27 protein-coding genes and 2 pseudogenes are annotated in these 26,323 nt (G+C 43.0%); 13 read left to right on the top strand and 16 right to left on the bottom strand.

From position 1 onward, the window contains the following. Position 1: 1 nt before the first annotated feature. The 5 genes and pseudogenes from B2107_RS15845 to B2107_RS15825 all read right to left on the bottom strand — a co-directional run. Positions 2-880: pseudogene (locus tag B2107_RS15845) on the bottom strand (DUF4099 domain-containing protein); the annotation flags it as partial. 84 nt (positions 881-964) lie between these two features. Further along, positions 965-1,273, bottom strand: a complete 309-nt coding sequence (locus B2107_RS15840; protein WP_293956633.1) for a helix-turn-helix domain-containing protein — start codon at positions 1,271-1,273, stop codon at positions 965-967. Continuing rightward, positions 1,263-1,400: a hypothetical protein gene (locus B2107_RS15835; RefSeq protein ID WP_293956632.1), complete on the bottom strand. Its 138-nt coding sequence runs from the start codon at positions 1,398-1,400 to the stop codon at positions 1,263-1,265. Before B2107_RS15835 ends, B2107_RS15840 begins: the two co-directional genes overlap by 11 nt. 256 nt (positions 1,401-1,656) lie before the next feature. Continuing rightward, a complete protein-coding gene (locus tag B2107_RS15830; protein ID WP_293956631.1) occupies positions 1,657-2,502 on the bottom strand; it encodes an RteC domain-containing protein in 846 nt (281 codons plus the stop codon). 162 nt (positions 2,503-2,664) lie between these two features. Beyond that, positions 2,665-3,558, bottom strand: a complete 894-nt coding sequence (locus B2107_RS15825) for a helix-turn-helix domain-containing protein (RefSeq protein ID WP_293956630.1) — start codon at positions 3,556-3,558, stop codon at positions 2,665-2,667. 236 nt (positions 3,559-3,794) lie between these two features. On the opposite strand from B2107_RS15825, the gene B2107_RS15820 reads away from it, so the two are divergent. Beyond that, positions 3,795-4,934: a cysteine desulfurase family protein gene (locus B2107_RS15820; protein WP_293956629.1), complete on the top strand. Its 1,140-nt coding sequence runs from the start codon at positions 3,795-3,797 to the stop codon at positions 4,932-4,934. 1 nt (position 4,935) lies between these two features. On the opposite strand, the gene moaCB is transcribed toward B2107_RS15820, so the two are convergent. Genes moaCB through B2107_RS15770 form a run of 10 tightly spaced genes read right to left on the bottom strand, consistent with a single transcriptional unit; the run spans position 4,936 to position 14,768 of the window. Then, on the bottom strand, positions 4,936-5,847 hold the full coding sequence (gene moaCB, locus B2107_RS15815; protein ID WP_293956628.1) for a bifunctional molybdenum cofactor biosynthesis protein MoaC/MoaB: 912 nt from the start codon (positions 5,845-5,847) through the stop codon (positions 4,936-4,938). 1 nt (position 5,848) lies between these two features. Then, positions 5,849-6,289, bottom strand: coding sequence for a molybdenum cofactor biosynthesis protein MoaE (locus B2107_RS15810; RefSeq protein ID WP_293956627.1), 441 nt, complete (start codon positions 6,287-6,289; stop codon positions 5,849-5,851). Further along, on the bottom strand, positions 6,282-7,391 hold the full coding sequence (locus tag B2107_RS15805) for a HesA/MoeB/ThiF family protein (protein WP_293956626.1): 1,110 nt from the start codon (positions 7,389-7,391) through the stop codon (positions 6,282-6,284). Before B2107_RS15805 ends, B2107_RS15810 begins: the two co-directional genes overlap by 8 nt. A 3-nt stretch (positions 7,392-7,394) precedes the next feature. After that, positions 7,395-7,622, bottom strand: a complete 228-nt coding sequence (locus tag B2107_RS15800) for a MoaD/ThiS family protein (protein WP_293956625.1) — start codon at positions 7,620-7,622, stop codon at positions 7,395-7,397. Next, the gene (locus B2107_RS15795) at positions 7,619-8,122 is read right to left on the bottom strand and encodes a molybdopterin-binding protein (protein ID WP_293956623.1); all 504 of its coding nucleotides are present in this window, start codon (positions 8,120-8,122) and stop codon (positions 7,619-7,621) included. Before B2107_RS15795 ends, B2107_RS15800 begins: the two co-directional genes overlap by 4 nt. 13 nt (positions 8,123-8,135) lie before the next feature. Next, positions 8,136-8,864 (bottom strand): sulfite exporter TauE/SafE family protein, encoded by a 729-nt coding sequence (locus B2107_RS15790; protein WP_293956622.1) that lies wholly within the window; start codon positions 8,862-8,864, stop codon positions 8,136-8,138. A 2-nt stretch (positions 8,865-8,866) separates the two neighbouring features. Continuing rightward, positions 8,867-10,864, bottom strand: coding sequence for a TonB-dependent receptor plug domain-containing protein (locus tag B2107_RS15785; RefSeq protein WP_293956620.1), 1,998 nt, complete (start codon positions 10,862-10,864; stop codon positions 8,867-8,869). A gap of 18 nt (positions 10,865-10,882) precedes the next feature. Further along, positions 10,883-12,652, bottom strand: coding sequence for a gephyrin-like molybdotransferase Glp (gene glp / locus B2107_RS15780; protein WP_293956619.1), 1,770 nt, complete (start codon positions 12,650-12,652; stop codon positions 10,883-10,885). Further along, the gene (gene moaA / locus B2107_RS15775; RefSeq protein WP_293956618.1) at positions 12,649-13,638 is read right to left on the bottom strand and encodes a GTP 3',8-cyclase MoaA; all 990 of its coding nucleotides are present in this window, start codon (positions 13,636-13,638) and stop codon (positions 12,649-12,651) included. Before moaA ends, glp begins: the two co-directional genes overlap by 4 nt. Then, the gene (locus B2107_RS15770) at positions 13,635-14,768 is read right to left on the bottom strand and encodes an XdhC family protein (RefSeq protein WP_293956617.1); all 1,134 of its coding nucleotides are present in this window, start codon (positions 14,766-14,768) and stop codon (positions 13,635-13,637) included. The genes moaA and B2107_RS15770 overlap by 4 nt, the downstream gene beginning before the upstream one ends. Before the next feature lie 318 nt (positions 14,769-15,086). Between B2107_RS15770 and B2107_RS15765 the strand changes: the two genes are divergently transcribed. From B2107_RS15765 to B2107_RS15750, 5 genes and pseudogenes are all read left to right on the top strand, one after another. Further along, positions 15,087-15,536 (top strand): (2Fe-2S)-binding protein, encoded by a 450-nt coding sequence (locus tag B2107_RS15765; RefSeq protein ID WP_349682264.1) that lies wholly within the window; start codon positions 15,087-15,089, stop codon positions 15,534-15,536. Positions 15,537-15,555: 19 nt separating this feature from the next. Continuing rightward, positions 15,556-17,820 carry a xanthine dehydrogenase family protein molybdopterin-binding subunit gene (locus B2107_RS15760; RefSeq protein WP_293956615.1) on the top strand — a complete coding sequence of 755 codons (2,265 nt, stop codon included), beginning with the start codon at positions 15,556-15,558 and terminating at the stop codon, positions 17,818-17,820. A 246-nt stretch (positions 17,821-18,066) separates the two neighbouring features. After that, a complete protein-coding gene (locus B2107_RS15755; RefSeq protein ID WP_293956614.1) occupies positions 18,067-18,717 on the top strand; it encodes a PQQ-binding-like beta-propeller repeat protein in 651 nt (216 codons plus the stop codon). A 57-nt stretch (positions 18,718-18,774) separates the two neighbouring features. Then, positions 18,775-18,840 (top strand): annotated as a pseudogene (locus tag B2107_RS21955) (hypothetical protein); the annotation flags it as partial. Between the two features lie 33 nt (positions 18,841-18,873). After that, positions 18,874-19,812, top strand: a complete 939-nt coding sequence (locus B2107_RS15750) for a PQQ-binding-like beta-propeller repeat protein (protein ID WP_293956613.1) — start codon at positions 18,874-18,876, stop codon at positions 19,810-19,812. Between the two features lie 52 nt (positions 19,813-19,864). Here the strand turns inward: B2107_RS15750 and B2107_RS15745 are convergent, their stop codons facing one another. Then, positions 19,865-20,761, bottom strand: coding sequence for a helix-turn-helix domain-containing protein (locus B2107_RS15745; protein ID WP_293956612.1), 897 nt, complete (start codon positions 20,759-20,761; stop codon positions 19,865-19,867). A 227-nt stretch (positions 20,762-20,988) separates the two neighbouring features. Between B2107_RS15745 and B2107_RS21950 the strand changes: the two genes are divergently transcribed. From B2107_RS21950 to B2107_RS15715, 7 genes are all read left to right on the top strand, one after another. After that, positions 20,989-21,108, top strand: a complete 120-nt coding sequence (locus B2107_RS21950; RefSeq protein WP_414711850.1) for a DUF3737 family protein — start codon at positions 20,989-20,991, stop codon at positions 21,106-21,108. Between the two features lie 134 nt (positions 21,109-21,242). Further along, positions 21,243-21,692, top strand: a complete 450-nt coding sequence (locus B2107_RS15740) for a cyclophilin-like fold protein (protein ID WP_293956611.1) — start codon at positions 21,243-21,245, stop codon at positions 21,690-21,692. A 221-nt stretch (positions 21,693-21,913) separates the two neighbouring features. Then, positions 21,914-22,735, top strand: a complete 822-nt coding sequence (locus tag B2107_RS15735; RefSeq protein ID WP_293956610.1) for an AraC family transcriptional regulator — start codon at positions 21,914-21,916, stop codon at positions 22,733-22,735. Positions 22,736-22,968: 233 nt separating this feature from the next. Then, positions 22,969-23,385 carry a (R)-mandelonitrile lyase gene (locus tag B2107_RS15730; protein WP_293956609.1) on the top strand — a complete coding sequence of 139 codons (417 nt, stop codon included), beginning with the start codon at positions 22,969-22,971 and terminating at the stop codon, positions 23,383-23,385. A 62-nt stretch (positions 23,386-23,447) separates the two neighbouring features. Continuing rightward, positions 23,448-24,458, top strand: coding sequence for a carboxymuconolactone decarboxylase family protein (locus B2107_RS15725; protein ID WP_293956608.1), 1,011 nt, complete (start codon positions 23,448-23,450; stop codon positions 24,456-24,458). Position 24,459: 1 nt separating this feature from the next. Further along, positions 24,460-24,939: a cyclophilin-like fold protein gene (locus B2107_RS15720; protein ID WP_293956607.1), complete on the top strand. Its 480-nt coding sequence runs from the start codon at positions 24,460-24,462 to the stop codon at positions 24,937-24,939. 252 nt (positions 24,940-25,191) lie between these two features. Further along, positions 25,192-26,277, top strand: a complete 1,086-nt coding sequence (locus B2107_RS15715; RefSeq protein ID WP_293956606.1) for a PQQ-dependent sugar dehydrogenase — start codon at positions 25,192-25,194, stop codon at positions 26,275-26,277. Positions 26,278-26,323: the final 46 nt, after the last annotated feature.

The following is a 26,323-nucleotide window of genomic DNA, read 5'->3' as shown; positions in this document are numbered from 1 at the left end:
ATCTGATCTCATCAGGGATCTTTACAAATTCCGTACGAAGAGCCACCAGTTCATTGGTCAGTCTATCCACACTGATAATGGACGGTAAAGTTTCACCCGTCTTGGGATTGGTAAGATTGACTACTCGTCCCATATTGCCTGTTTGAAGCAGGTTGCTCTTATCTTCTTCGCTAAACTTGTGTCCAAAAAATTCAAAGTTCAGGTTAGGTTCTTTGCGGATGCCGTGAATAGCAACTACGGGTTTGCCATCTTCACCAGCCTGTAATGACAATCGGGCATCCAGCCTGGTAATGGCAGTGCCAAGATTAAGGCTAACGGGTACAAGCTCGTTGGTTTTGTACCCTTTTAATAATGGTTCAAGCAAATTCTTTTTTTCCAGAAATTCTTTGCTCAATCCAAGGTTGTTCATGGTTTCCCAATCAATCTGTTCCGGCTTGTAGCGGTATTCACCGGTTTCCGGTGCTGTCTGTGTTGTTTCCATATTATTTTGATTTTCTTGTTTTTTATCCTGACCTGGTTCCACTTTCACTTCGTGTTCTTTCATCAATCGTTCTCCCTCCGGAGTGGGATTATTTACCTGCTTCTGCATCTCCTTTGCTGTGTCAATAGCAGTAGGTGCGGGTACTTTGAAAAATGAAAAATTAGTAGGGTTCTTTAGCTGACTGAAAAAATTGGAAAAGAAGTTGGAGAAGAAATCACCATGCTTATCCACACGCATAAACTGATTTTGGTTTTTCTTTGTAGGTTCAACGGTTTCCAGCTTGCCGTTTTCATCGATGCTCTTTACAGCCTGGATTTTCTTTTTCTCTTTATCAAAGACCAATAGTATGTCAGATAGCTGTTCGGGTGTACCCCGCTTATTTGTTGTTTCTTCACTCATGATCCATATAATTTAAAGTTCAATGCCGAAAATAGGAGAAGCCTTCACTGGTTTGCACCAACTGGCATCCATTGGCAGTATTTGTCACCCGTTGGCTCTTGGTTTTGGCAATGGAGCCGTAAAACTCTCCCGGACGAATTGATGTACGTCGGATAGTTTATAATACAGTTTCCCACTGATGGTATAATAGGGGAGCTTTCCGATAGAGCGATAGCGTTGCAGAGATCGGTTGCTTATTTTCAACATTTGGAGCAAGTCCTGATTATCCAGCAATTCCTCACCGTCAATGCTGTTACGTTTCTTTTGCATGTCCTCTATGTGCCCGCCAAGAATGTCGAGACGATCCATGATGCGTTCCATCCACGCTACAAATTCCATCCTGTCAATATTCATAAGGAAATGCTTTAAGGGTTGGATAACTAGAGCTGGTGCCTTCCAGCTTTTTTATGTATTCACCAATTGCCTTGATGCGGTAGATCAACTGCTGGCGAGCTTCTTCTTCATTGGGTATTATTTTCATTGCACAAGTCTTTAATGTTTCCTCTGCAAAATTGAAAAGAGTGGTAGGCTTTGTCCGCCAAGCCTTGCCAATTGGAAATGCCGATTTTTGAAAATTTTTTCAATTTGAATAATGCACTGTGTTAGAATTTTTTACTTATTTTCAAGCATACATTTAAACAGAGAAAGTATATTTTGCCAATTGGCAGGTATGGGCATAAAAAAAAGCAGCACAAAATGTACTGCTTTGAAGGCATAGCTTTGTTTATCTCATTTACTTAAAGGTCTTTATCCATATATTCTTCAAGTGATGTTTTGAGCTGGTCTAAAAATGCTGTTCTTGAACCCGCACGTGTTTTCATTCGATGGAAGGCATGGTGCAGGTCTCCCAGCGGAATACGGAAGAGTATTTGGAACATTAGGCTTATTTTTCGGATACCGATTTTGCCATGGGAAATAACACCGGCGGCATAAAGCGCATACACCAATTCGATAAGAGCATTTTTGCTATCTGTCCAAAAGACATCTTTTGTGCTTTCTGGATTTTTCAAAACTAAATCGGGATTTTCATCCGGATTGATTTTTGTCAGAAGGTAAGTGTAGAGTAATTCGTTAGAGATGATTCTTGCTACCTTGTAATCAAAGAAGGTTGAGAATGCCGGATCAATTTCAAAGACGATGCTGTTCAGCCCGTCATGATAATTTATGTGCCCTCTTTTAAAATAGGTATCGTCCCGATCAGTTCGCCCAGAACGATAATATCTGTAGAAATCCGAATTGCAAACATGCTCTACATATTCCCTTTTCAGGTTTGCCAGTTGAGCCGAAAAATAACCGTAATACATTTTGCCATTACTGACCGGACAAGTGGTTTCTATTCGATAGACCTTATTGTAGTAAATTAATTTGCCGAGTATTTGAGGTTTGATGGTTCGGAAAAAATGTACTTCTTCATCATCGTTCTTGAACCCCTCTTCACTAATGAATTTTTTGACAGAGAATAACAAATCCTGTAGGAACAATGTCATCTCATACGCTTCGTCAATCAGCCTCTTGCTTTGTGAGGAAATCTTATCCTCTTTGTTGTGTATTTCTAAAATGATGTTTTGTAAAGAATATTTCATAAGCTCGTGATTTTGTGAGAACTACAAAACTCGCTGGCATGTATTTCCCTAATTAAATCACAAACATTAATATTACGAATGAAAATATTCCCCAAGTTGGGTATAACTTGGGGAATATTCTTACTAAAAGCCCTAAAATAATATGCGCCGCTGGCTTTGCACCTAATTCAAATTTCTGTATTCGTTGGGTGTCATTCCTGTTTTCTGCTTGAAAAGTCTGGTGAAATGTTGCTGATATCTGAACCCCAGTTCATGGGATATTTCACTAATCGCCTTTGTTGAATCGAACAATTTTAACTTTGCTTCACCAATGACTTTGGACTGAATATAATCCAGAGCTGTACTACCGGTTTCTTTCTTAATGAGGTCTCCGAAATAATTTGGAGAGAGATTCAACTGATCTGCACAATAAGCCACACCCGGCACGCCGAGAAACTGGGGCTTATCCGAGTTGAAATACTCATGAAGGAATTTTTCAAAGCGAATGAGCAAATCCGTATTAACCTTATTACGCGTTATAAATTGGCGATCATAAAAACGCATACAATAATTTAGCAGCACTTCAATATTCGAGACGATCAGTGTTTGGCTGTGCTTATCGATATTTTGATCGATTTCGGTAGCGATCTTTTGTAAACAGTCAACTATGGTCTTTCGTTCCTTCAATGACAAATGCAAAGCCTCGTTCACCTCGTAGGAAAAAAAAGTATATTTTTTAATAGTAGCCGCAAGTAGAGTTCCGTTAAGAAGGTCTGGGTGGAATACTAAAGCATAGCCGGAAGGCTTTTGGACGATTGAATTGTCGATGCCATATACCTGCCCCGGCGATACAAAAACCAAGGTCCCATCCTCATAATCATAAGGCTGACATCCATAGGTCATATTTCCACATTTTACTTCTTTCAAGAACATGGTATAGAGACCCATATATCGTTTGAAATGTCTTGTTGAAGGTACTTTGCTGAAATTGATGACATTGACCAAGGGATGCAAGGTATCTACACCTGCAAGCTTATTGTATTCTCCTACGCTGTTTATTCTTTCCACTTGTTCCATACATGTGTTTTTTTATGTAACAAATTTAAACAAATGAATTGGGGAAGCTTTCTGATAATAACTAAATCCGTAAAACTGGTAAAAATATCTGTAAAATATATAAGCAATGTTTCTTAATTGGAGCTAACTTTATTTCAGGATTGATCCATATGATGTTACGAGCAGCTGCTATCTCTAAAAGAAAAGACAACCCAACGAATGGATTTTTTTAATTGCAAGGAATTGATAAAAGGAATATGGATTTACAATATATTTATCTCGATTACAATGCGACAACACCATTGGACAGCAGGGTTCAGGACGTCATGATCCCTTATTTTAAAGACTTCTACGCCAATCCAAACAGTTCCCATTTATTTGGTCTGTCCGTTCAGGAGACTATTGAGGAAGCAACCGAAAATCTTGCAACGGTATTAGGTGGAGGCCCCAATAATATCCTTTATACTTCCGGCGCTACGGAAGCCGTAAATTTAGCCATCAAGGGCCTGATACCATCTGAAAGAAAGCATATCGTAACACTTGCCACGGAGCATAATGCTGTTTTAGCTACCTGTTCATTCCTGGAAAATTTTGGCTACCAGGTTACCTATCTACCGGTGGATCCTGCGGGAATGACGGATCTTGAGCTCCTTACCGATGTTATAACCGAGCAAACTTTACTGGTCTGTGTGATGCTAGCCAATAACGAAACAGGCGTCATCCAGCCAATAAAACAGATAAGTAAAATAGCCCATGAAAACGGAGCATTGATGTTATGCGATGCTACACAGGCTATAGGGAAATTACCAGTAGATGTGCTAGAACTGGAGGTTGATTTTTTACTTTTTTCAGCACACAAATTTTATGGGCCGAAAGGCATTGGTGGACTGTATGTTTCAAATGGAACTAGAAAACGGCTTACCCCCCAGATTCACGGAGGCGGGCAACAAAGGGGCTTACGAAGCGGAACCCTGAATGTGCCCGGAATAATCGGAATGGGCAAAGCGGCAGAAATTGCTGTTGCAGAAATGAGTTCCGATTGCGATCGTATTGGTCAACTTCGCAACAGGTTGGAAGAGGCGCTGCTTACAATTCCAGGCACACGTGTAAATGGACACGCTCAACACCGGCTCTGCAATACAAGTAATATTTGTTTTCGGGGCGTTCCAGCCGAACAACTTATTATGGCTCTGGGTACAATTTCCGTAGCAAGCGGCTCGGCCTGCTCAGCAACGGTCACTAAGCCATCGCATGTTTTAAAGGCGATGGGGTTAAGTGATGAAGATGGTATGTCATCTATCCGATTCAGTTTGGGGAGATTTACCACGGAGGAAGAAATCTCCAGAACTATTGAGGCAGTCAGGCTGAGTGTAAGCAAACTAAGAATGTCCAATTAGTTTATTCATGAGGTTTGTTTTCTTTAACCTGAAAGACATGGAGAACCTGTGGAAACAAAGCTGCCATACTCTCTCTTACACCGCCCGGCGAGCCAGGAAGTGTCAGCACGAGCATATTTTCCGCAAAACCTGCAATTCCTCTCGAAAGCATAGCGGTCTTTATACGCTGTTGTCCGTACTGCCTTGCCGTTTCCATGATCCCCGGTATTTCTTTTGTGATATAGGGTGCAATTGCCTCGGGAGTTACGTCTCGTGCCGATAGTCCGGTTCCTCCTGTAAACAAAAGTAAGTCCAAGTCTTCTGCTCTATATTGTTCCAGTTGTTTTTGGATAGCTTCTATTTCATCGGGAACGACAGCATATCCAATGCTGCTCATTCCGTATTCTTCTAACAATTCTACCAACAGTTTACCTGAAACGTCCTCTTTTGTTCTTTTATGAACGGTATCACTGCAAACCACAACAGCAACTTTTAAATTCTCCGTCGCTATGGCAGGATTGCTGCTCTTGCCCCCTTTTTTCTCCAGCAGGCGGATATGCTGAATTTCGACACCTTTATCAATGGGCTTTAACATATCATAGATCACCAGTGCAGCTACAGAGGCACCGTGCATGGCTTCCACTTCAACACCCGTTTTATAGATGGTGTGGACCTCTACTTCAATGTTGATTTTTAAGCCTGCAACCTGATAGCGCACGACGGCATACTCGATGGGTAGGGGGTGACAATCAGGGATCATGTCGCTTGTTTTCTTTATCGCCAATAATGCCGAGGCTCTGGCAAATTCAAATATGTCTCCTTTAGGAACTTTTCGTTGCTCCACTGCCGTAATGGTGGCGGGATTTGAAACCTGGATCGTTGCTGTAGCAATCGCCTTGCGCAGCGTATAGCTTTTGAATGTAATGTCAACCATATTATTTGTTTACTTTCCATTGATGGGTGTCATCCCAAAAAATTTCTTTTCCCCAGACCGGCAATTCGTTCTTTATGCGCTCCACAAGCTCTTCACATGCCGAAATAGCCGCTTTCCGATGGCCGGAGGAGGTGAACACAAAAAGGCATATTTCACCTGCCTGAACTGTTCCCAGGCTATGGTATACGTGCATGCATGTTAGCGGATATTTTTCAAAGATCTCTTCCCTGATATCTGACATTTTATCAAGTGCCAGATCGTCGTAGGCTGTGTATTCAATTGCGCGGACGGTTTTGTCGTCGATTTGATCAGACCGGATCTGTCCGAGAAAAATACTGTGCGCGCCGATCTTAGTTTTGGAGGAATGCGCAGCAATGCTGTCAGCAATCAACAATGGAGGGATGGCACCCTTTACGAATATGTTCTTTTTTCTCTTATCCATTATAATATTTTCCCAAGGCTGTTACGCCTCCTTCTAAATGACTGATACGATAATCCGTTCCCAATTTTTTCAGCAGTAGTTCCCCTGCTATATGACTTCTCTTACCTGATTGACAGACTACAATTACGTGGCTTCGATCTATATTTTCGATGTTATCCGGAAGTTCCTTCAATGGGATCTGTATATGTTTGAAAGGAATTTTGGGTAATTCTTCCGTATTCCGTACATCAATAATAAGGACATCATCGTTCTGATCCATTTTTACGAACTCTTCTGGACTTATACCGCGGAGCAATGGTGCTTTTATCCCGCAATGGTAACCATAATCAAACGCTTTAAAATCGGACAAAGATGTCGGGAAGATCGCCTCTTCTGCTAAAGTGGGTGGTATGTCCAGAATCATCGAACGATTATCCAATAAGTTGATGGTCATTAATTTGTTGCAAAGCGGCTGACCAATTCCTGTAAGTATCTTAATGGCTTCAGTTGCCTGCATCGTACCGATTATCCCGGGCAGTACGCCTAAGACGCCTATCTCATTACAATCCGGAGCATCCAGCGGATTGGGAGGGAAAGGAAATAAGTGTCTATATGTTGTTGTTCCACCTTTCGCATCGTCGACATTGAATACCGCAATCTGTCCTTCATACTTATAGATTGCGCCAAAAACCAGGGGTTTACCTAAGAGCATGCATAGGTCACTTAGTAGATGTCTCGTCGCAAAGTTATCCGTGCAGTCCAGAACGAGATTATACCCTTCAACCACTTCGACGGCGTTTTCGTTGGAAAGATGCAGCACATATTCCTGGACCTCAATTTCCGGATTCAGGAGCCTCAGCTTTTCTGCGGCAACGTCGGATTTATAAAGGCCGACTTCGTGCGTTCCGAACAAAACCTGACGTTGCAGGTTGCTCAGCGCGATACGGTCATGGTCTATAATGCCGATCTTGCCGACGCCGGCGGCAGCCAGATATTGCAGCGCAGGGCAGCCCAGTCCGCCTGCACCAACAACCAGCACGCTGGACCTTAGTAGTTTGTCCTGTGCGATCTCCCCAAATCCGCTTAGCCTGTAATGCCTCGAATAACGGTCGTTTCTTTCCATTTGCTATCCTCCTGAATATGGCGGCATAAGGGCAACCACATCATGTTCCATTAAAGCCGTGTTTTCCCGAACGATCGTATGGTTTACCGCGATCAGCAACTTGCGCTCAATCAGCTGAGGCTGTTGGCTGTAAAGTGTATTAATTAACGTCTCTGTATCTGTCGATTCCATAAAGAATTCCTGAGAAAGTATCTCGGTAAGTGAGCCAAATGTCCGTACTTTTATTTTCATAACTTTACCCGTAAAATTTTGATTGTCCGTAATTCCTTCACGTATCGTCTACCTGTTGCCCTGTCTTTTGCTGAGAGCAATGCGAGTTGATCTTTCTGCTCTCCAGCTGAGGCTGCTTTAATATTGGTCACGACCAGCACACTGTCCCCAACAGGGGTATTGAACAGCTCATTCCATGACAATACCACTTTATAACCATCCGTGGCGATACATACAATGTAATATTCGCTGAGAACCTTTGGAGATTCCGCTCCGAAAGTCGCGTCCTTTAATATATCTTTCAATAGTACACCTTTTATATCCTTTAGGGTTGAACGGTACGCTCCTGCATGGTTATATATGCGAAGGCTGTCCACCGACTGTTCCGGGAAGGCTGCTATCTTTTCGAACGTAAGTGTCGCCGTTTTATTATCAGACGTTGTTATCGCGAGATTTTTAGCGTCCTGGGCATGAAGTAATGCACTGGACAGGATTAAAAGGGCTGTTATAATCGTTTTCATCTATTTATTTTTATTATGCTGTTGTGAACAATAACTTATAGGCAGCCACCACAAGCACGGTTGCCAGTACATATTTAAGGCCGTCCTGGTTCAGTTTTTTTGAACCGACATATGCCCCCAGGAGACCACCTGCGAATGCAACACTGATGTATATCCACATATCGGCATTGAAAGTGATCCCTTGCGTGAGCATACCGCCCAAGCCCGATAAGGAGTTTACAAAAATAAAGGCAGCACTGATGGCAGCGGTCTGTTTCTGGTCCGTCCATTTCAACAGGATCAGAAACGGTGATAGGATAATCCCGCCACCAATGCCGATCATACCGGACAGCAATCCGACAATGGCACCGATAGCCACTGCGCCAAGAACATGATAAGGTTTCAGTTCGTCCTGCCCCGGACTTCTGAAAAAGAAAAACCGGATAATGGGAAACAAGAGCAACACACCAAGTAAACGTTTATACAGGTTGTCGTCCAGTGTAATCATGCCTCCGATAAAGGCCATTGGTACCGATGCTGCCGCAACGGTAAAAAAGAGGTTCCTTTTGAAAAAATGCCCTCTGTAATATTGGATAAAGGAAGTTAGGGAAACAAACAGGTTCAATACCAGTGCCGTTGACTTCATTTCCTGCGGTGCTATCCCGTACAGGGCCATCAGAGCCAGATAACCACTTGCACCCCCATGTCCTACGGAAGCATACAAGAAGGCTACAAAGAAAAGTATAACGTAGAACCATTCCATAGCTATAATTTGTAGATAAGGTTACTGTAAAACACACGGCCTGGTTCGTAGAACCCTTCGGTCAATGTATAATTCTTGTCGAAGATATTGTTTACTCCACCTTCGAGCGAGAACCACTTCCAAACTTTCAGTTTTACGCTGGCATTGTAGAGCGTAAAACCCGGCGATTCTGTGCCATAAGAAGTACTGTACCGGTTTGAGTTATGTTCCATATTGGCCTGTACACGAAACCTGTCGCGCAGTTCATAACCTGCCCTGAAGATCACTTTATGACGTGGTACGTCCATGAGGTAAATTTCCGGATTGCTGATATTGTTCCTCTTGATGAAGGTATAGTTTGATCCGAGAGAAAAAGCCGGGCTGACCGGATAGTTTGCTGCAACTTCAAATCCCATGTACTCGCTGTCACCGGTGTTCTGCAATTGATTGAGCCACATGTCCGCTTCTTCATCGTACTGTACATTGTTGACCATAAGTATGGTCCTGCTGATCTTACTGTAGAACAAAGAGCCATCTAAAAGCAATTTATTAAACAACCTATTGCTGTAGGTCAGGTCATAGTTGACAGACTGCTCCGCCTTAAGGTCGGGATTGGGAATCGCCGTACCCATCCGGTAAGAATAGCGGTCCTTTGGTGTGGCAAACCGTGTCTTTTTACCAACAGAAAGATTTAGCTCTTGATTGGCCTTGAGTCGATACTGTACGGCCCCTTGCACATTAAAGGCATCATTGGAGTTAGGCGGATAATTACTGATCTCATCCGAGTCGGCATTATAGTTCTGTGCTTTTAAGCTTCTTCGGTTGTTGTAGCTCACTCCGGCAGTAAGATCCAGCACTTTAGTTATTTTGAAGCGATCTTCCACCGCAAACGTAAAATTTCCGTCATTCATGCTCCTTTGTGGCTCACCAACATTGTACTCCCTATGAACATCTTGTTTATATTGGACAGAGGTAGAAAGAAGATTGCGTTTACTTGTCTGATAGTCATGCTGCACGATACCGCCTATGGTATAATCGTTATAAATGCTGGTAAAGGCATAACCGCGATCCATTGTTGTAAAAGTAGCGTCATCCCAGGAATTCAGCAGGTTTTTGAATATATCATAATAAATCCGTGTTTTGATAGTTTGCTTTGAATCGATCGTTGTATTGGAAAGGAAATACAAACTCTGTTTGTCCCAGTTTGGCCATTCCCAAAACCTAGGCCTGTTTAATTGGTTGTTTTCTGTATCGCTACCTGCGTAAAAGGGATTTCCTTTGCTGCCCCGTTGATAACTGTATGCAAGGGCATATTCTGAGTTTTCAGTTGGGGTGAAAGCAACTTTGATATGGTATTTCCGGTCGTTCTGATAAGAATTGTCTCGCTTTCCTCCGTCTTCAAATGCTGTTGGGGTGAATTTCTTTGACATCGGAAAATAGTCCCGGTTCAGTTGGGAAAATGAGGCCTGTACATAAAAGCGGTCCCATTTGGTCCCTACATTGAAATTGGTCCGGTATCCCCCGGAAATATAGCCCGTAGCTCCCTGGATTTCCAACGCTTCCTGAGGTTTTCTGGTAATGACATTTATGGCGCCACCCATAGCATTCGGGCCATACAGTACCGAAGCATTTCCTTTGGATACCTGAACTTCCGATACATCAAATGTAGTAAACCTGCCCAGGTCGACCATGCCATCATAAGGAACGTATACCGGGATGCCGTCGATGAATAAAGGAACCTGCCGCAGATCAAATCCACGGACGTTAACCACGCTTTCGTTTCTTGCCCCGATAGAGGTGAGTGTCACGCCCGGTAGCAGGTTTAATGCAGCGGCCACATCGTTTTTACCGTATTTTTGGATCTGCTCTGCGCTCACAGTATTCACGTTCTTTTGACCAATGACGGTTACTTCCCCCAGTTTAAAGACATTCTTTATACTATCCGTTTCTTCCGGAGACTGCGCCCAGGATTGCTGGATCGATAAACATAAAAATGCAGGTAAAAGAACTTTTAAATTCATGTATAGTGTACAAGGGTTTTATAATAAATAAGCTTCCATATCAGTGCCTGCTAAAATCACTTCATCTTTTTCCGGAACAACGATCAGACAGTTTGCCTGTGCGAATGACTGCAAACGGTAAGATTCCTGGGCATGTAGCGGTGTTACGGAGCCACCATCATAACTGCCTTTTAAAAAATGGGTAAGCCCGGCCTTCTTATGGTAATCATGGCTGATCGGTGCCTTGATCTTCCTTATATGGTTGGGAACCTGCATGATCTTTTCCAAAGCAGGGGCAACATACAGATAGAAACACGTCAGTGCCGAAGAAGGATTACCCGGAAGCCCGAAGACTAGTTTTTCCTGTCTCGTGCCAAAAAAAAGTGGTTTGCCAGGCTTTTGACGTATACGGTGAAAACGTTGCTCAACACCGCATTCCTTTGCTGCTGTAGTTACAAAATCATATTCGCCAACACTGACACCACCGACTAATAACAGTACATCCAGGTCTTTAAGTTCCGTTTCGATGGTTGCCTTTAGCTGCTGCACATCATCAAGGACATGGACGATCTCCACATTTTTTATGCCCAGCTGACTTAAGGCACTGCAAAGCTGATAGGAATTGGATTCGTACACCTCCCCAAAACACAGTGGCTCTCCCAAAGGTTTTAATTCATCGCCTGTAAGGATAATGGCAATCCTGGGAGCGGCGTAAATATCCACATGCGTGCAGCCAATACCGGCCAGATATCCTATAGCGGCAGGTGTTAGGAGGCAGCCAGCCCGTATCGCCACTGCACCTGCATTTACTTCCGAGCCTTTTTGCCGAACGTTATCGCCTAATTGAAGTGTGTTATCCATTATCTGAATGCTTCCTTCGTGGGTCACCTGTACCTTTTCCTGCATTACCACGGTATCAGCGCCTATCGGTAACGGAGCACCGGTGAAAATGCGCATCGATGCCCCGTGTGATAGTGTTTTTTGAACAGTTGAACCCGCAGGGATTTTATCTGATACCCGTAGTTCCAGCGCACGTTCCCCATGACGTAGGGCATAACCATCCATGGAGGATTGGGGAAAGTTAGGAATGGCATGCTGCGCAATGACATCTGAAGCCAAAGTAAAGCCCAATGCATCTTGTATCGGCACAGCAGTACTTTTTTTTGGTTTTGGCAAATAAAAGTCGATGATGTCTTTTGCCTCATCTACGCTCACCATCGTTTGTTTTAATCTGCAATAGTCTTCTTTGGTATCAATGTCAAACCGCGCTTGCGCAAAAGGAAAGATTGCCATGTCCTCCGGGTGTTTGTTGACTACCTTTTTTGCGCCCTCTTGACCGTCCAGTGACAGCAGTTCATCAAAATATCGTTTCGAGAAAAGAACGGGGACACCCCATGTTCCGGCAAAGCCTGTTGTTATAATTCTTTTTTCGGTCTCTTTGGCCAGTACTTGAAGTTCATGAAAGACATTGGCATTTATAAAGGGTTGGTCACAGACGGTTATGATACACTGTTCCAGATCAGGTTTTACCTGTAACAGAGATTGAAGCCCTGTTCTGATCGAACCAGACATACCGTCCTGCCAATCGGGATTGATGACCATTTCGACTTTTGCTCCTGCCAGTTCATTTTGAATGATTTCATGGGAGGCTCCAAGCACAACAATCACCTGGTGATTAGGATTAAGCAATGCTTCATCGGTTATACGTCTCAGCAAACTCTTGCCTTCAAAACTGAGAAGTTGTTTAGGTGTTCCGAGCCGGGAGGAATTTCCGGCTGCCAATATGATTATGCCTGTTTGTTTTTTCATCCGCCAATAGTTATCATGCTCCGGTTCTTTAAGGAATCAGCCTCTATATTTTTAAAATCTTTACTTAATTGTCCACCCAGGGATTCCGCTTTGGATCGAATGCACTGCTGTATCAAGGAAAGTACATCCTCTCCGTTTCGCAATGCCGATAGCAGATCCGTTTCCTCTTTTGAAAAAAGACAATTCTTAAGTTTTCCGTCGGCCGTTAGGCGCATGCGATTACAGCTCCCGCAAAAAGGAGCCGTCATGGTACTGATAATAGCTATTTTTCCCAGATGACCTGCTATGGCAAAGGGTTTGGATGTATCATTGGGTTTGGGCAGAACAGGTGCAATTTCGTAAACAGTAGCTATCCGCTCCACTATTTCGTTCAAGGTAAGCACCTGGTTGCTTGACCAACGGTTTCCGCTGAAGGGCATAAACTCAATAAAGCGAACCTCGATTGGATATAATTTGGTCAGTTCAACAAAATCCAATATTTCATCATCGTTCAACCCTTTCATTATGACCACGTTTATTTTAGTCTGTATTCCCTGGCTTAACAGCAAATCAATATTGCGGCGTACCCGCTCAAAATAATCTCGCCTAGTGATCCGGATAAATTTTTCTTGTTGTAAGGTGTCCAAACTGATGTTAATACTGCTAAAGCCAGCATCCACGATCTGGGGCAACATATCATCGATACGTATGCCGTTGGTGGTCATGGTCAATTCAACAGGTAGTTTGGATAAGATGCGGATAATTTCGGAAGCATCTTTTCGAACGAGTGGTTCACCGCCTGTTAGGCGTATCTTCGTTACGCCATTATCCACAAAAAGTGATGCCAATTTTTCGATTTCGTTGACCTGCATCAGTCTGGTATGTGGTGTAAAGGCATATTCTTCTTCCGGCATGCAATAAAAGCACCGCAGATTACAGTTATCCGTGAGGGATATCCGTAGATAGTTATGGACGCGTCCGAAGTTGTCTATGATGTTGCTATTCATGGCAGAATTGAAATGTCGTCGTGTATCTTGGTGTTCAGCAATTTAAGTGAGCTTCCCTTTCTTCCGCTCAATATGGTCTTAATTTCCGATACGATCGAGAAGGCGATTTCTTCCGATGTTTCCGCCCCGATATCCAGACCCATTGGTCCGAATATTTTTTCTTTTTGTATTTCGTCCAGTGCTATTCCCTCTGATCCAAGCTCATTGAACATACGATGCAGTTTGGTTTTTGGACCGAGAACCCCAATATAGGGTGTTTGGGCTCCGATCAGCGACTTTAATACCACCAGATCGTAATGGTAATTATGGGTCATCAGTACAAAAACTGTAAAGGGGTCTATTTTCACAAGATCTGCAACTTTATCCGCTGTTGAAAGAATAACGCGTTTAGCTGTTGGGAAACGGTTTGGAAGGGCGTGCGTTGCCCGTCCATCGATAACAGTGGTTTCCCATCCCATTATACCGGCAGCTTCCACCAATGGCTTTACATCATTTCCTGCTCCGGCAATAACAAGATGTACTGTAGGTGCTATATATTCCACAAGAGCTTCCATCTCATGGCCCCCCCGGATAAGTTTTTTCAGGTGGCTCTGTTTTTTTTCTTTAGCCAAGTTTATATCATCCCGCAACATAGAAAGATCTATGTCTGGCGAAGAGCTTACAATAGCTTTTTCTTCACCGGATATCAAAACAGTTCCTTGTTGCTCATTTCTATGTTTTGTGGAAAACAGTGTAACAACAACAGTTTCTATTCTGTCTGTCTGAAGCCTCTTCAACATAGACACCGGATTGCTGGTGTTATTGGCGTCGATATATTCAAACAGGATATGGACGATGCCATTGCACCCAAGCTGTATCCCAAATACTGCGTCTTCATCGTTACTTGTGTCGTATGTAATTAATTTATTTTTTCGCTGCTGAATGGAAAGTAAGGCTTTTCGTAGCGCGTCACCTTCAAGACACCCGCCACTTATCGCACCTGTTAAATTTCCGTCCTCTGTCACCAGCATACGTGCCCCGGGCTGCCTATAGGAGGACCCTTCCACCTTCACGACGGTAGCCAGGCTCATCCGGAGGTTATTGTTAACCGCTGCTTGATATGATGCAATTATTTCTTTGATCTCTTTCATCCGTTTTTAGCTCTTCGTTCTCTGACTTTTTGTCTTCGCTTTGTAAGGTATCATCAAATTTAAACGATTCCGATTTCATACCTCTGCTAATCAGTGATATTGGTAAAAAAAACCGTGAAATCGGTAAAAGTAAAGGAACGTTGTTTTGTATTTTTGTAACAGCATGGTATACAGTGATGTAACGGAAGTCTATTTCATCTGTATAAAAAGAGGTGATGGAGTAATGCACGAAGAATTTCCATCTTGATCAAGAAGAATTACACTATCACAATCGTAAAACCATTTACCAACGATCTAGTATAAACAATTATCATGGCAATAACAAAATTGAAAATCAACAATAAAGAATACAGCGTCGATGTTGACCCATCCACTCCTTTATTATGGGTACTAAGAGACCATTTGAATTTATTGGGTACTAAATACGGGTGTGGTGTTGCCTCTTGCGGAGCCTGCACTGTCTTATTGGGAAATAACGCCATCCGTAGTTGTTCAATGCCTCTTTCCGCAATAGGTGAGCAGCCCATAACGACCATCGAAGGGCTATCGGAAGACCTTGGTCATCCACTACAAAAGGCATGGGAGGAGCACGATGTTCCGCAATGTGGCTATTGCCAGGCTGGACAGATCATGAGTGCCGCTGCATTATTGAAATCAAACCCCAATCCGACAGATGCCGATATCGATGCCGCGATGTCCGGCAACCTCTGCCGCTGTGCGACCTATACACGAATAAGAGCTGCAATTAAAACAGCAGCAACATATTAGTACATTAAAGAAAAAGACAATGGCCTTAATAAAAACGACAGTAAACAGACGTTCATTTCTTAAAGCAACATTATTGGCAGGCGGTGGAATGCTTCTACATTTCAGCTGGCTGGCCGGATGCAAACCTGTAGGCGATAAAGCGCTTGAAGTGCCGGAAGAGTGGTTTGAGTTGAACAGTTACATCAAGATCGGAGAAAATGGTGTGGTGACGCTTTATAATCCCAATCCCGAATTTGGACAGAATGTGAAGACATCGATGCCTATGATATTAGCAGAAGAGCTGGATGTTGACTGGAAACAGGTTATTGTGGAACAGGCTGATTTTTATCCAGAGCGTTTTGAACGTCAATTTACCGGTGGAAGCCAATCGATCCGACAAGGTTGGTCTCCCTTGCGCATGGCAGGTGCTACTGCCCGACAAATGCTGGTTCTGGCCGCCGCAACTAAATGGAATGTTCCGGCTTCAGAAATTACAACCGAACGGGGCATGCTGATGCATAAAACATCTGGAAAGAAGGCCGGTTATGGAGAGGTTGCCTCTGCCGCAGCTGCGATCCAGGTTCCTAAAGAAGTAAAACTTAAGGATGTTTCAGATTTCACGATAATAGGTTCGTCCAAGAAAAACGTCGAATTGTCAAATATCCTCAGTGGAAAGCCGTTGTTCACGCTAGATTATAAGGCAGAAGGTATGCTCATTGCCATGATCGTGCACCCTCCGGCATTTGGGATGAGGCTTAAGTCTATTGATGACAGCGTAGCCAAAACAATGCCTGGTATTAAATCCATCTTCGTTTTCGATTCGCTTACAAGCGATATAGCACAGACTTTCTTTGATACAACGAGCTTTACCAGGTTTGCCGCGATAGTGGGCAACAGCACGTGGGAAGTTTTACAGGCTAAAAAAGCCTTGAAGGTAGAATGGGAAGAAGAGCCTGAACGTGTCTTTAAGAAGAGTGCCGCCTGGTGGGAACTTGACGGTCCAGCCGTAGAAGCAAAATACCCTGCCGGCCTGGAAAGTACGGATGTACACCGATCGAAAATGACAGAACTTAGCAAAAAACCGGGGAATATTCTTCGCCGAGACGGAGATCCGGAAAAGGCATTTGCATCTGCCGAAAAAATCCTTGAACGCACCTTTACAGGCCCTTTCTTAGCGCACAACACAATGGAACCCGTGAGTTGCTTTGCACACGTAACAGCAGACAAAGCGTCATTTTATGGGCCAATGCAGACGCCTGAGTTTCTTCGGGCAACATTAGCTAAGCGACTGGGGCTGCCAAGAGAGAACGTGCACATAAAACTTGCTCGAATGGGAGGAGGATTTGGTCGTAGAGGTTATGGACATCATTTTATAGAGGCAGCAGTAATTTCCAAGCAAGTGCAGGCTCCAGTAAAGCTTATCTATACCCGCGAGGACGAGATGACTGCGGGTATCTATCGCCCAGCTTATAGTGTTACCTATCGCGCTGCATTGGACGAAAAAAACAATCTTCTCGCTTTTCATGTGAAAGGAGGTGGACTTTCCGAATCTCCCGTACACCCTAGCCGATTTCCGGCGGGCGCAGTGGACAATTATCTTGCCGAGAGCTGGACCTTACCCTCCAATATTACAATTGGTACTTTTCGTGCCCCGGGGTCAAACTTTATGGCTGCCGCAGAACAATCCTTTCTGGATGAGCTGGCGGCTGAAATGGGTAAAGACCCGATTGATTTCCGGTTGGAGCTTTTGGAGCGGGCAAAGAAAAATCCGGTAGGCAAAGACAATGATTATGACGCTGCACGTTATGCAGGTGTTCTGGAGCTGGTTCGTGATAAATCAGGCTGGAAGGAAACACCTCAGGGAGTCCACCGAGGCGTATCGGCCTATTTCTGCCACAATAGCTATGTGGCTGAAGTTGTTGATCTGATCCTGAATAATAACACCCCAAAAGTGGAGAGAGTAGTGGCTGCAATCGACTGCGGAATTGTCGTGAACAAAGATGCAGCGATAAACATGGCCGAAGGCGCGATCATAGATGGTATAGGAAATGCGCTGTACGGTGAACTTCCGTTTAAGGATGGTGTTCCTCAGAAAAACAATTTTACCACTTACCGGATGATCCGGATGAATGAAGCGCCAAAGGCAATTGAGGTCCACTTTGTACAAAGCGAGCAGGAGCCTTCGGGACTGGGAGAACCTCCGTTTCCTCCGGTATTTGCTGCTGTAGCAAATGCGCTTTTTAAAGCGAGCGGCAAACGGTTCTACAATCAACCTTTCATAAATGAGTTAGAGAAATCGACCTAACGGGGAGTGAAACTGTATCAGTTCCCCTAGATTGATATAAAAATAGAAACGTAAAGGGTTAACTTGTATAAATTCCCGGTTATGAAAAGCAACGGTATTTCAATAATATTTACAGTACTAACTCTGCTTCTTTTTGCTGGCTGTAGTTCAAAGATGTGGACTGACAAAGCCCGCACGTGGTAGGTTTATAAAGCTGATAGTAAGAGTTCCAATTATTCGCCGCTTGCTCAAATAAATATTTCTAATGTGGGCAAATTACAACCTGCCTGGACATTTAACATGAATGACAAGCCGCCAGGATCACAGCCCGGAACCAGTCAATGCAACCCCATTATTGTTGACGGCGTATTGTATGCCACTTCCGCCAGTCAGTGGGCATATGCAGTTGATGCTGCTACCGGGAAGCAATTATGGGCCTTCGATCCGTTTAATGGAGGAGAAGGTGCTGAAGTAAACCGGGGCCTTACTTATTGGGAAAACGGCGATGATAAACGGATACTGTTTACTGCTAACAACTTTCTTTTTGCACTTGATGCAAAGACTGGGAAATCTTTGGCTGGCTTTGGACAAGATGGGAAAGTCGATTTGAGGGTAGGTCTTCGGGATACCAGAAAAGATTTTTATGTCTCCTCAACCTCTCCGGGTATAGTTTATAAAAACCTGATCATTATGGGATGCCGCGTCCCCGATATTTACGGCGCACAACCAGGATATATAAGGGCTTATGACTGTGTGACGGGAAAATTAGTATGGACTTTTCATACGGTGCCGCTGCCCGGAGAACCCGGATACGAGACCTGGCCTAAAGATGCCTATAAAGTTGTCGGAGGGGTCAACAACTGGGCGGGCATGAGTCTCGACTCTAACAGGGGTTTTGTTTTTCTGGCACTCGGGTAGCCATCGTATGATTTTTACGCAGCAGAAAGAAAAGGCGCCAATCTATATGGTAATTGCGTATTAGCTCTCAATGCTGCAACTGGCGAACATATTTGGCATTTTCAAACTGTCCATCACGATATATGGGATTATGATTTACCAGCCCCTCCGGCCTTAGTGACCATTAACCGCGATGGAAAAGCAATTGATGCGGTGGCACAGATCACCAAGCAAGGATTCGTTTTTATCTTGAACAGGGAAAACGGAGAACCATTATATCCTGTCGAGGAACGAAAAGTTCCTGCCTCCAATCTTCCTGGAGAAGAAGCATGGCCAACGCAACCCTTTCCGGTAAAACCTAAACCATTTTCGCGCCAATGGATCACTGAAGCAGACCTGAGCAATTTTTCAAAAGCAGATCATGATTCGTTAATAAAACAATTCAGGTCACTTCGCTACGAAGGATTATATACACCTCCGGATTTAAAAGGCACTTTGCAGTTTCCTGGTACCCGTGGAGGAGGAGAATGGGGCGGTGCAGCTTTTGATCCGGCTACTACATTTCTGTATATAAAATCCACTGAGGCGCCGGACATTCAGACAATCGTAAGAGGTGATAAAGTAGCGGGCGCTTCAGGGGAAAACGCCGGGCAAGGCGGGCAACTGGCAACTTTCCAGGGTAAGGCACGTGCCGACCAATTCGTTAATACCACAGGATACCGTACATGGAAAGACCCAAGCGGTAACCCGGCTATTAATCCACCCTGGGGCACCCTGAGTGCACTTAACCTCTCAACAGGAGAGTATGAGTGGCAGATTCCGTTTGGCAATGATAGCCTGCGACAGGAGAAGGGTGTGCCTGAAACCGGACAGGAAGGTAGGGCTGGCCCAATACTCACAGCAGGAGGGGTCATTTTTATTAGTGGTACGGCTGACAGGAAATTAAGGGCATTGGATAAAGCAAGTGGTAAACTTCTTTGGCAAACCACATTGCCTGCTCTTGCCAATGCAACTGCTTGTACCTATTGGCCAAAAGGAAAGCAATATGTCGCTCTTTCTGTAGGCGGCACCAAGGAGAATCCTTCCGGTTCCATTATGGTTTTTGCATTGCCATAAAATGGATATAAGGTGATTTGAACTGCCGGTAGTACTTAACTACATGTTTATATTAATTCAAATTCCTGTATTCGTTCGGTGTCATTCCTGTTTTCTGCTTGAATAACCGGGTAAAGTGTTGTTGGTATTTAAAACCTAATTCATTGGATATGCTATTGACCGATTTAGAATGGTCGAATAATTTTTCTTTAGCTTCCTCTATCAGTTTTGACTGGATATAATCAAGGGCTGTGCTTCCTGTCTCTTTTTTAATAAGATCACCAAAATAATTAGGAGATAGTTGGAGCTCTTCTGCACAATAGGTAACATTCGGTAAGCCTAACAGATATGGCTTATCGGATTTAAAATAATCCTGGAGCAAACGTTCAAACCTGACCAGAATATCTTTATTGACATTGCTTCTTGTGATGAACTGACGGTCATAAAACCGCATGCAGTAATTCAGTAACACTTCAATATTGGAGACAATAAGCGTTTTGCTATGCTGATCAATATTCTGTTCTAATTCGTATCTAATTTTATTGAAACAATCGTTTATAATTGTTCTTTCTTTTTTGGATAAATGAAGCGCTTCGTTCGCTTCGTAAGAAAAAAAAGTATACTCTTTAATTCTTTTTCCTAAATGCGTCCCTGCAATCAGGTCCGGATGAAATACAAGCGCCTTGCCAGATGGCTTTATGATTTCCCCTTTACTGTCAATGCCATATACCTGTCCAGGTGAAATGAACACTAACGTTCCGTCTTCGTAATCGTAAGGCTGGCAACCGTACTTTATATCGCCGCATTTGATATATTTTAGAAAAACTGCGTAAATACCCATATACCTTCGGAAATATTGATATGTTGGTATTTCATCGAAGTTTACAACACTAATAAGGGGATGTAGCGTATCAACTCCTGCTATATCATTATAGTTTTTCACGGTATCTATTCGTACTATTTGTTGCATATTTTAAGGTATTACAAAAGCAATTTAACAAATCTAATCATGTATTATAGTCATTATCAGTAAAATTGGTAAATAAAACGGTGTTATGTATAAGCTACATAAACGTATAAGTTAGGAAATTTGTAGATAACGTTTTAAGAAGCTAAACCAGCCTAGTGTGGCTGAAAATGTATCAGAAAAATGAGTTCAAAAAATGAAAGATATGCGTTTGATAAGAGAACAATTTAATGAAGGGGAACGCCCCTTTAATGGACCCATTTTGGCTTAACGATAATGTACTAGTCCAAGACAGTCTATTTGCTATTTACAGTAGAGCGGCTATATGGTATTCTAAAAATATAGGATGACCGACACGGTAGTGGAAGTTTCAAAAATGTTCCGTAAAGTTGGTAGGCTATATCTTGGAAGTAAAAGAAGGAAATTACATCTTCATGAATAGACAAAATATCGGTAATAAAAATTATAAATAAAAATGAAAAATATGAAGTACTTCGTTATAACGCTATTCGCGTTAACCGTTTCTTTATCCTTTATTGGATGCAGTAAGGATGACGATCCAGCTATAACTGACCCCGTGTCTAATAATAAGCTAAAAATTACCATTGGGTCATCCACTTTTACAGCAACGTTGTATGAAAATGCAACAACAAGTTCTTTCAAGGCATTGCTCCCCCTAACTCTTAATATGAGCGAGCTGAACGGAAACGAAAAACTATATGATTTTTCAAATAGTCTGCCTTCAAACACTGCTAATCCTGGCACAATACAGAATGGTGATATTATGCTCTACGGTTCAAGAACGTTGGTGCTGTTCTATAAAACATTTTCAACCTCCTACAGCTATACGCGAATTGGAAAAGTTGACGATATATCGGGCTATGCTGCTTCACTTGGTGCCGGAAATGTTTCAGTAACATTTGAAATGGATTAGCGAAAAAAAATAGTTATAAATTATGCGGGGTAACGATTTTCCTTATCGGCATTAATGGGCTAAGGGGCATCCCTTTTAAAGAAGCTTCCAGCTATGGATCTTAGGTGCGCCTATAAAATGAATTTGAGCTTTACAGTAAGACAAATTGAGCCTGACAGTAATACCCCTCTCTGATGTTATGGCTACTTTTGTTGATTAGAAATTAATTTGAGATAGATGTTATGGAAAAGATAGATAAATTACAGACGGTCAACTACTCTGGCATATTTCTGTCCTGTTATTCAGATCAAAGTGAGAAATGTATCCATGCCGCACCTGAACATATATTGGTCTATGTGTATTCCGGCGAGCAGATCATAGAGGACAGGAACAAAAAAATAACCATTTCTGCCGGGGAGTGTGCTTTTATCAGGCGTAACCACCGTCTGATAATGCATAAGCACGGTAAAGGGAAAGAAATGTATAAAGGCATCTCACTCACATTTAAACGCAATGTGCTCCGCGAATTTTACAGTAAACTTGACAAAGATGGAATCCCTAAAAAGGTTTCTGTTTCTGATAGGAAGGTTATAAAAATCCATCCAAGGGCAGATATAAAGAGTCTATTCCAGTCCCTCACTCCATACTTTGATGAAAAGCTGAAACCAACGGAAGGTGTAGTGCAACTGAAGTTGCTGGAAGGTATTTATGCCCTGCTGAACAGTTCAGAGGATTTTTTTTCCATTCTATTTGATTTTGCTGATCCCTGGAAAGTGGATATACTGGAATTTCTCAATGAGAACTATATGGATGACCTGACAATGGAACAGATTGCTGCCTACACAGGCAGGAGCCTTGCTACATTCAAACGTGATTTCCAGAAGATCAGCAACCTCAGCCCTCAGAAATGGTTGATTAAAAAACGCCTGGAAGTAGCATACGTTAAATTGAAAGAAGAAGGCAAAAAAGTACAGGACGTATATGTTGAAGTGGGATTTAAAAATCCATCGCATTTTTCGACTGCTTTTAAAAAACAATATGGTGTTCCACCCACCGAAATATAAATATAGAAAGTTCGAGAGGTGAGTTGAGCTTTATGGAAAAGTAAATTGAGCTTCATAGCAATGCTTTTGCGAAGTCTGCTTATTAAATTTGTAATGGAAGTGTATTTTAGAAAATGCATGAAGGAAATTATAGATAATCAATATAATGGAAAGAACCAAAACTTTAGCAGCAGCTCTCGGGTTTATCATGGTGATAGCCTTTACAGCGTGTGACAATAAAAGATTAAAATAAAATGGCAACAGAAAATAACAATTCTATATTTCCCCAGGGAGACCCACTGTCGGATGATTGGTTCAGCGGCAATGCCTTTCTAAACCCACTAGTGGACAAAGACAGCAACAATGATTTTTCTGCTGGTGTAGTTACCTTTGAACCTGGTGCCAGAACTCATTGGCACAGCCACCCAAGAGGTCAGGTACTGATCGTTATAGAGGGAGAAGGCATTTACCAGGAAAAGGGCAAGTCTCCTCAGACGATTAAAAAAGCTGATGTGGTCAATATCCCAAAAGATACAGAACACTGGCACGGCGCCACCTCAGATACAAAGATGGTACATATTGCCATTACCAATTATGTGGATGAAACAAATGTAGTGTGGTTAAATCCGGTTTCGGATCAGGAATATACCGAAGCCAATAAAATACGATAACAATGAAAAGTACTCCCCGTTTATTACCCGCATTTTTACTGTATATTTTGATAGTTTGTACAATGAGCAATTTACAGGCACAGGAAGTTACGCCTGCCGCAGGAAACCTAACCGCCAAGCAGCAGAGCCTTGTCAGTATTTCGGCACTTACGGCTGTCGGTAATCTTGAACAGCTCAAGGAACAATTGAATATCGGACTGGATTCCGGACTTACTATTAATGAGATAAAGGAAGCGTTGAGTCAGCTATATGCCTACTGCGGTTTTCCCAGGAGCTTGAACGCGATACACACTTTTATGGAAGTGGCCCGGGAAAGAAAAGCAAAGGGCATCGAAGACAAACAGGGTGTAGCGATCACCATGCACAGCACTACGGGAGACAGGTATGAAAAAGGGAGGAAAGTGCTGGAGACACTTACTGGGGAACCGCAAACTAAGCCCGCGCCCGGTTTTGGAGAATTTGCTCCTCGTGTTGATGCATTTTTAAAGGAGCATTTGTTTTCCGACATATTCGATAGCAAAGTGCTTACCTACATGCAACGGGAACTGGTAACGATAGCAGCGTTGGCATCTACACCGGGTGCAGAATCCCAATTGCAGTTCCATATCAATGTGGGAAAGAATACAGGACTGACGGAGATACAGTTGAAGGAGCTTGCAGATCTGATAGAACAGCAAGTTGATAGGACAAGGGCAAATGCAGTAAGGAAGATTATCTCCGTGCCAGCGGTTTCTGTCTCCGGAACGGACATGATCGTGCGTATTTCAGAACTAGAAATCCTACCCGAATTTTTGGAAGAGTACAGGGCCATACTAAAAGAGGAAGCTGCCATTTCAGTGAAGATTGAGCCGGGAGTCATTGCTATATTTCCAATGTATCAGAAAGATAATCAGGCACAGGTACGAATCGTAGAAATCTATGCCGATAAAGCTGCATATCAGTCACATTTGCAGACAGCCCACTTTCAACATTATAAGACCAGTACCGCGAAAATGGTTAAGACACTCAAGCTGGTAGATATGGACAATATCGATACAGAAGCCATGTCGGCGATTTTTAAAAAATTAAAATAAAATGAAATCTGCATTTTTAATACCCTTGTTGTTTCTCTCTATTGTAAGCAGTGTTTCAGCCTGTGTTGTCGACAATAGTAGTCAGGATGACCAGAGGGATAGTATAAATAGATCAAAAGGCAGTATGGAAACCATTGATATAAAAATTAAGGTTGGCTCAAAAACCTTTAACTGTACTTTGTTGGACAACAAAGCCGCATGGTCATTCAGCGAGATGTTGCCCCTGACCATTAAAATGACCGAACTTAATGGAAACGAAAAATATTTTGACCTTCCCAAGAGCTTGCCAACCAATTCCTCAAATCCGGGATCAATTAAGAACGGAGATTTAATGTTGTATGGTTCCAGAACACTGGTACTTTTCTATGAGGGGTTCTCTACTTCATACAGTTATACAAAATTAGGTGCTATAAATGCACCGTCTGGATTGGCTTCGGCTTTGGGGGCAGGAAACGTCACGGTGACTTTTGAGAAGAAATAGTAATATGGTAGTATGGTGGTCTTGTTTTCGAGTATCCCCTGTTTTGCAAAATCAGTGAAATTGGTAAAACATTCCGTGTTTTGTATAAAAATCGTAAGCTCATAAATGAATACCTTTATAAGGAGAAGCTATAGATAGGCCAAAAATGTAGGAACAGGCCTGCAAAATGATACAATAATTGGTCTGTAGTGAAATTAAACGAATGATGTGTATTTGTCTAATAATAAGATAGCTAGTGTTAGTAAAGATATAATGAAAATGATTTCAATGGTATTGAGTGCAATTCTCTTATTCGGTAGTTGCGGAAAGTCTTCGGAAGAAGCTGATACACCGATTGGAAACGGAGACCTCATCGGAATGACCACGGAGGATTGGGATGTTACAGTGGTAAACTCCGAGTTGAACTACCCGTGGGAGATCAGGATGTCATCGGAAGAAACTCTTATTATCACTGAAGCTAATGGTACGATAGTGATGATTGGAACAGACAGGACCTGGCGGCGGTATGAAGTAGGTACATCCAAGCCCGTGGTCCATGATGGTGGCAGCGGATTGATGGGGCTTGCATTGTCCACTGATTTTGCCCAAAGCGGAACAGCATTTGTTTACTACACCTACAATGGCGGATCAGGGCTTACCAACCGCATAGTGGAATTGAATTTCAATGGTTCCTCATGGAGAGAAACGCGTGTTATACTTGACGGCATACCCGGACATCGACTTTACAACGGAGGCCGACTTGCTATTGGTCCGGACGGATTTCTTTATGCTACAACCGGATGGCTACGTGACCAGCAAGCCCCACAGGGTCTAAACAGTCTCGCAGGTAAAGTCCTTCGGATGGATCTGAACGGTGAGCCTGCGCCCGGCAATCCGTTTGCCGGTTCTTATATCTATTCATACGGGCACAGGAACCCACAGGGACTGGCATGGAATCCTGATGGGAGGCTATACATTTCAGAACATGGTGAATCGGGAAATGATGAAATCAATATTATTACCGCCGGGGGAAATTATGGGTGGCCTCTCATTCAAGGTAGTGCACAGCGGGAAGGTATGATTGTACCTTATATCAACTCCGGTAACAGGGCTTGGGCACCGGCCGGTATCGCCTTTGCAGGTAATCGTCTGGTAGTTGCGGCATTGGCAACAAGAGCCGTTTATGTTATGAATGAAGAAGCAAGAACGCTGGAGCAGATTTTTACAGCTGGGGAACGGGCACGAGCTGTTCTTCCTCAGGGGGATGGTCTGTACATCATCTCCACCAATACTTCTCCACAAGCAACAACCAGCTCCGGCATTGCAGACAGGTTGCTCTTTATACATCCCAAAAATTAAAGATGGATAATCCCCTCAAAGAGGGACTCAAAAGGAATAGGAAAAC

This window comes from Sphingobacterium sp. UBA7855 (assembly GCA_002500745.1).
In the GTDB taxonomy this organism is placed as follows: domain Bacteria; phylum Bacteroidota; class Bacteroidia; order Sphingobacteriales; family Sphingobacteriaceae; genus Sphingobacterium.
This window is presented reverse-complemented; position numbering and strand designations above follow the sequence as displayed.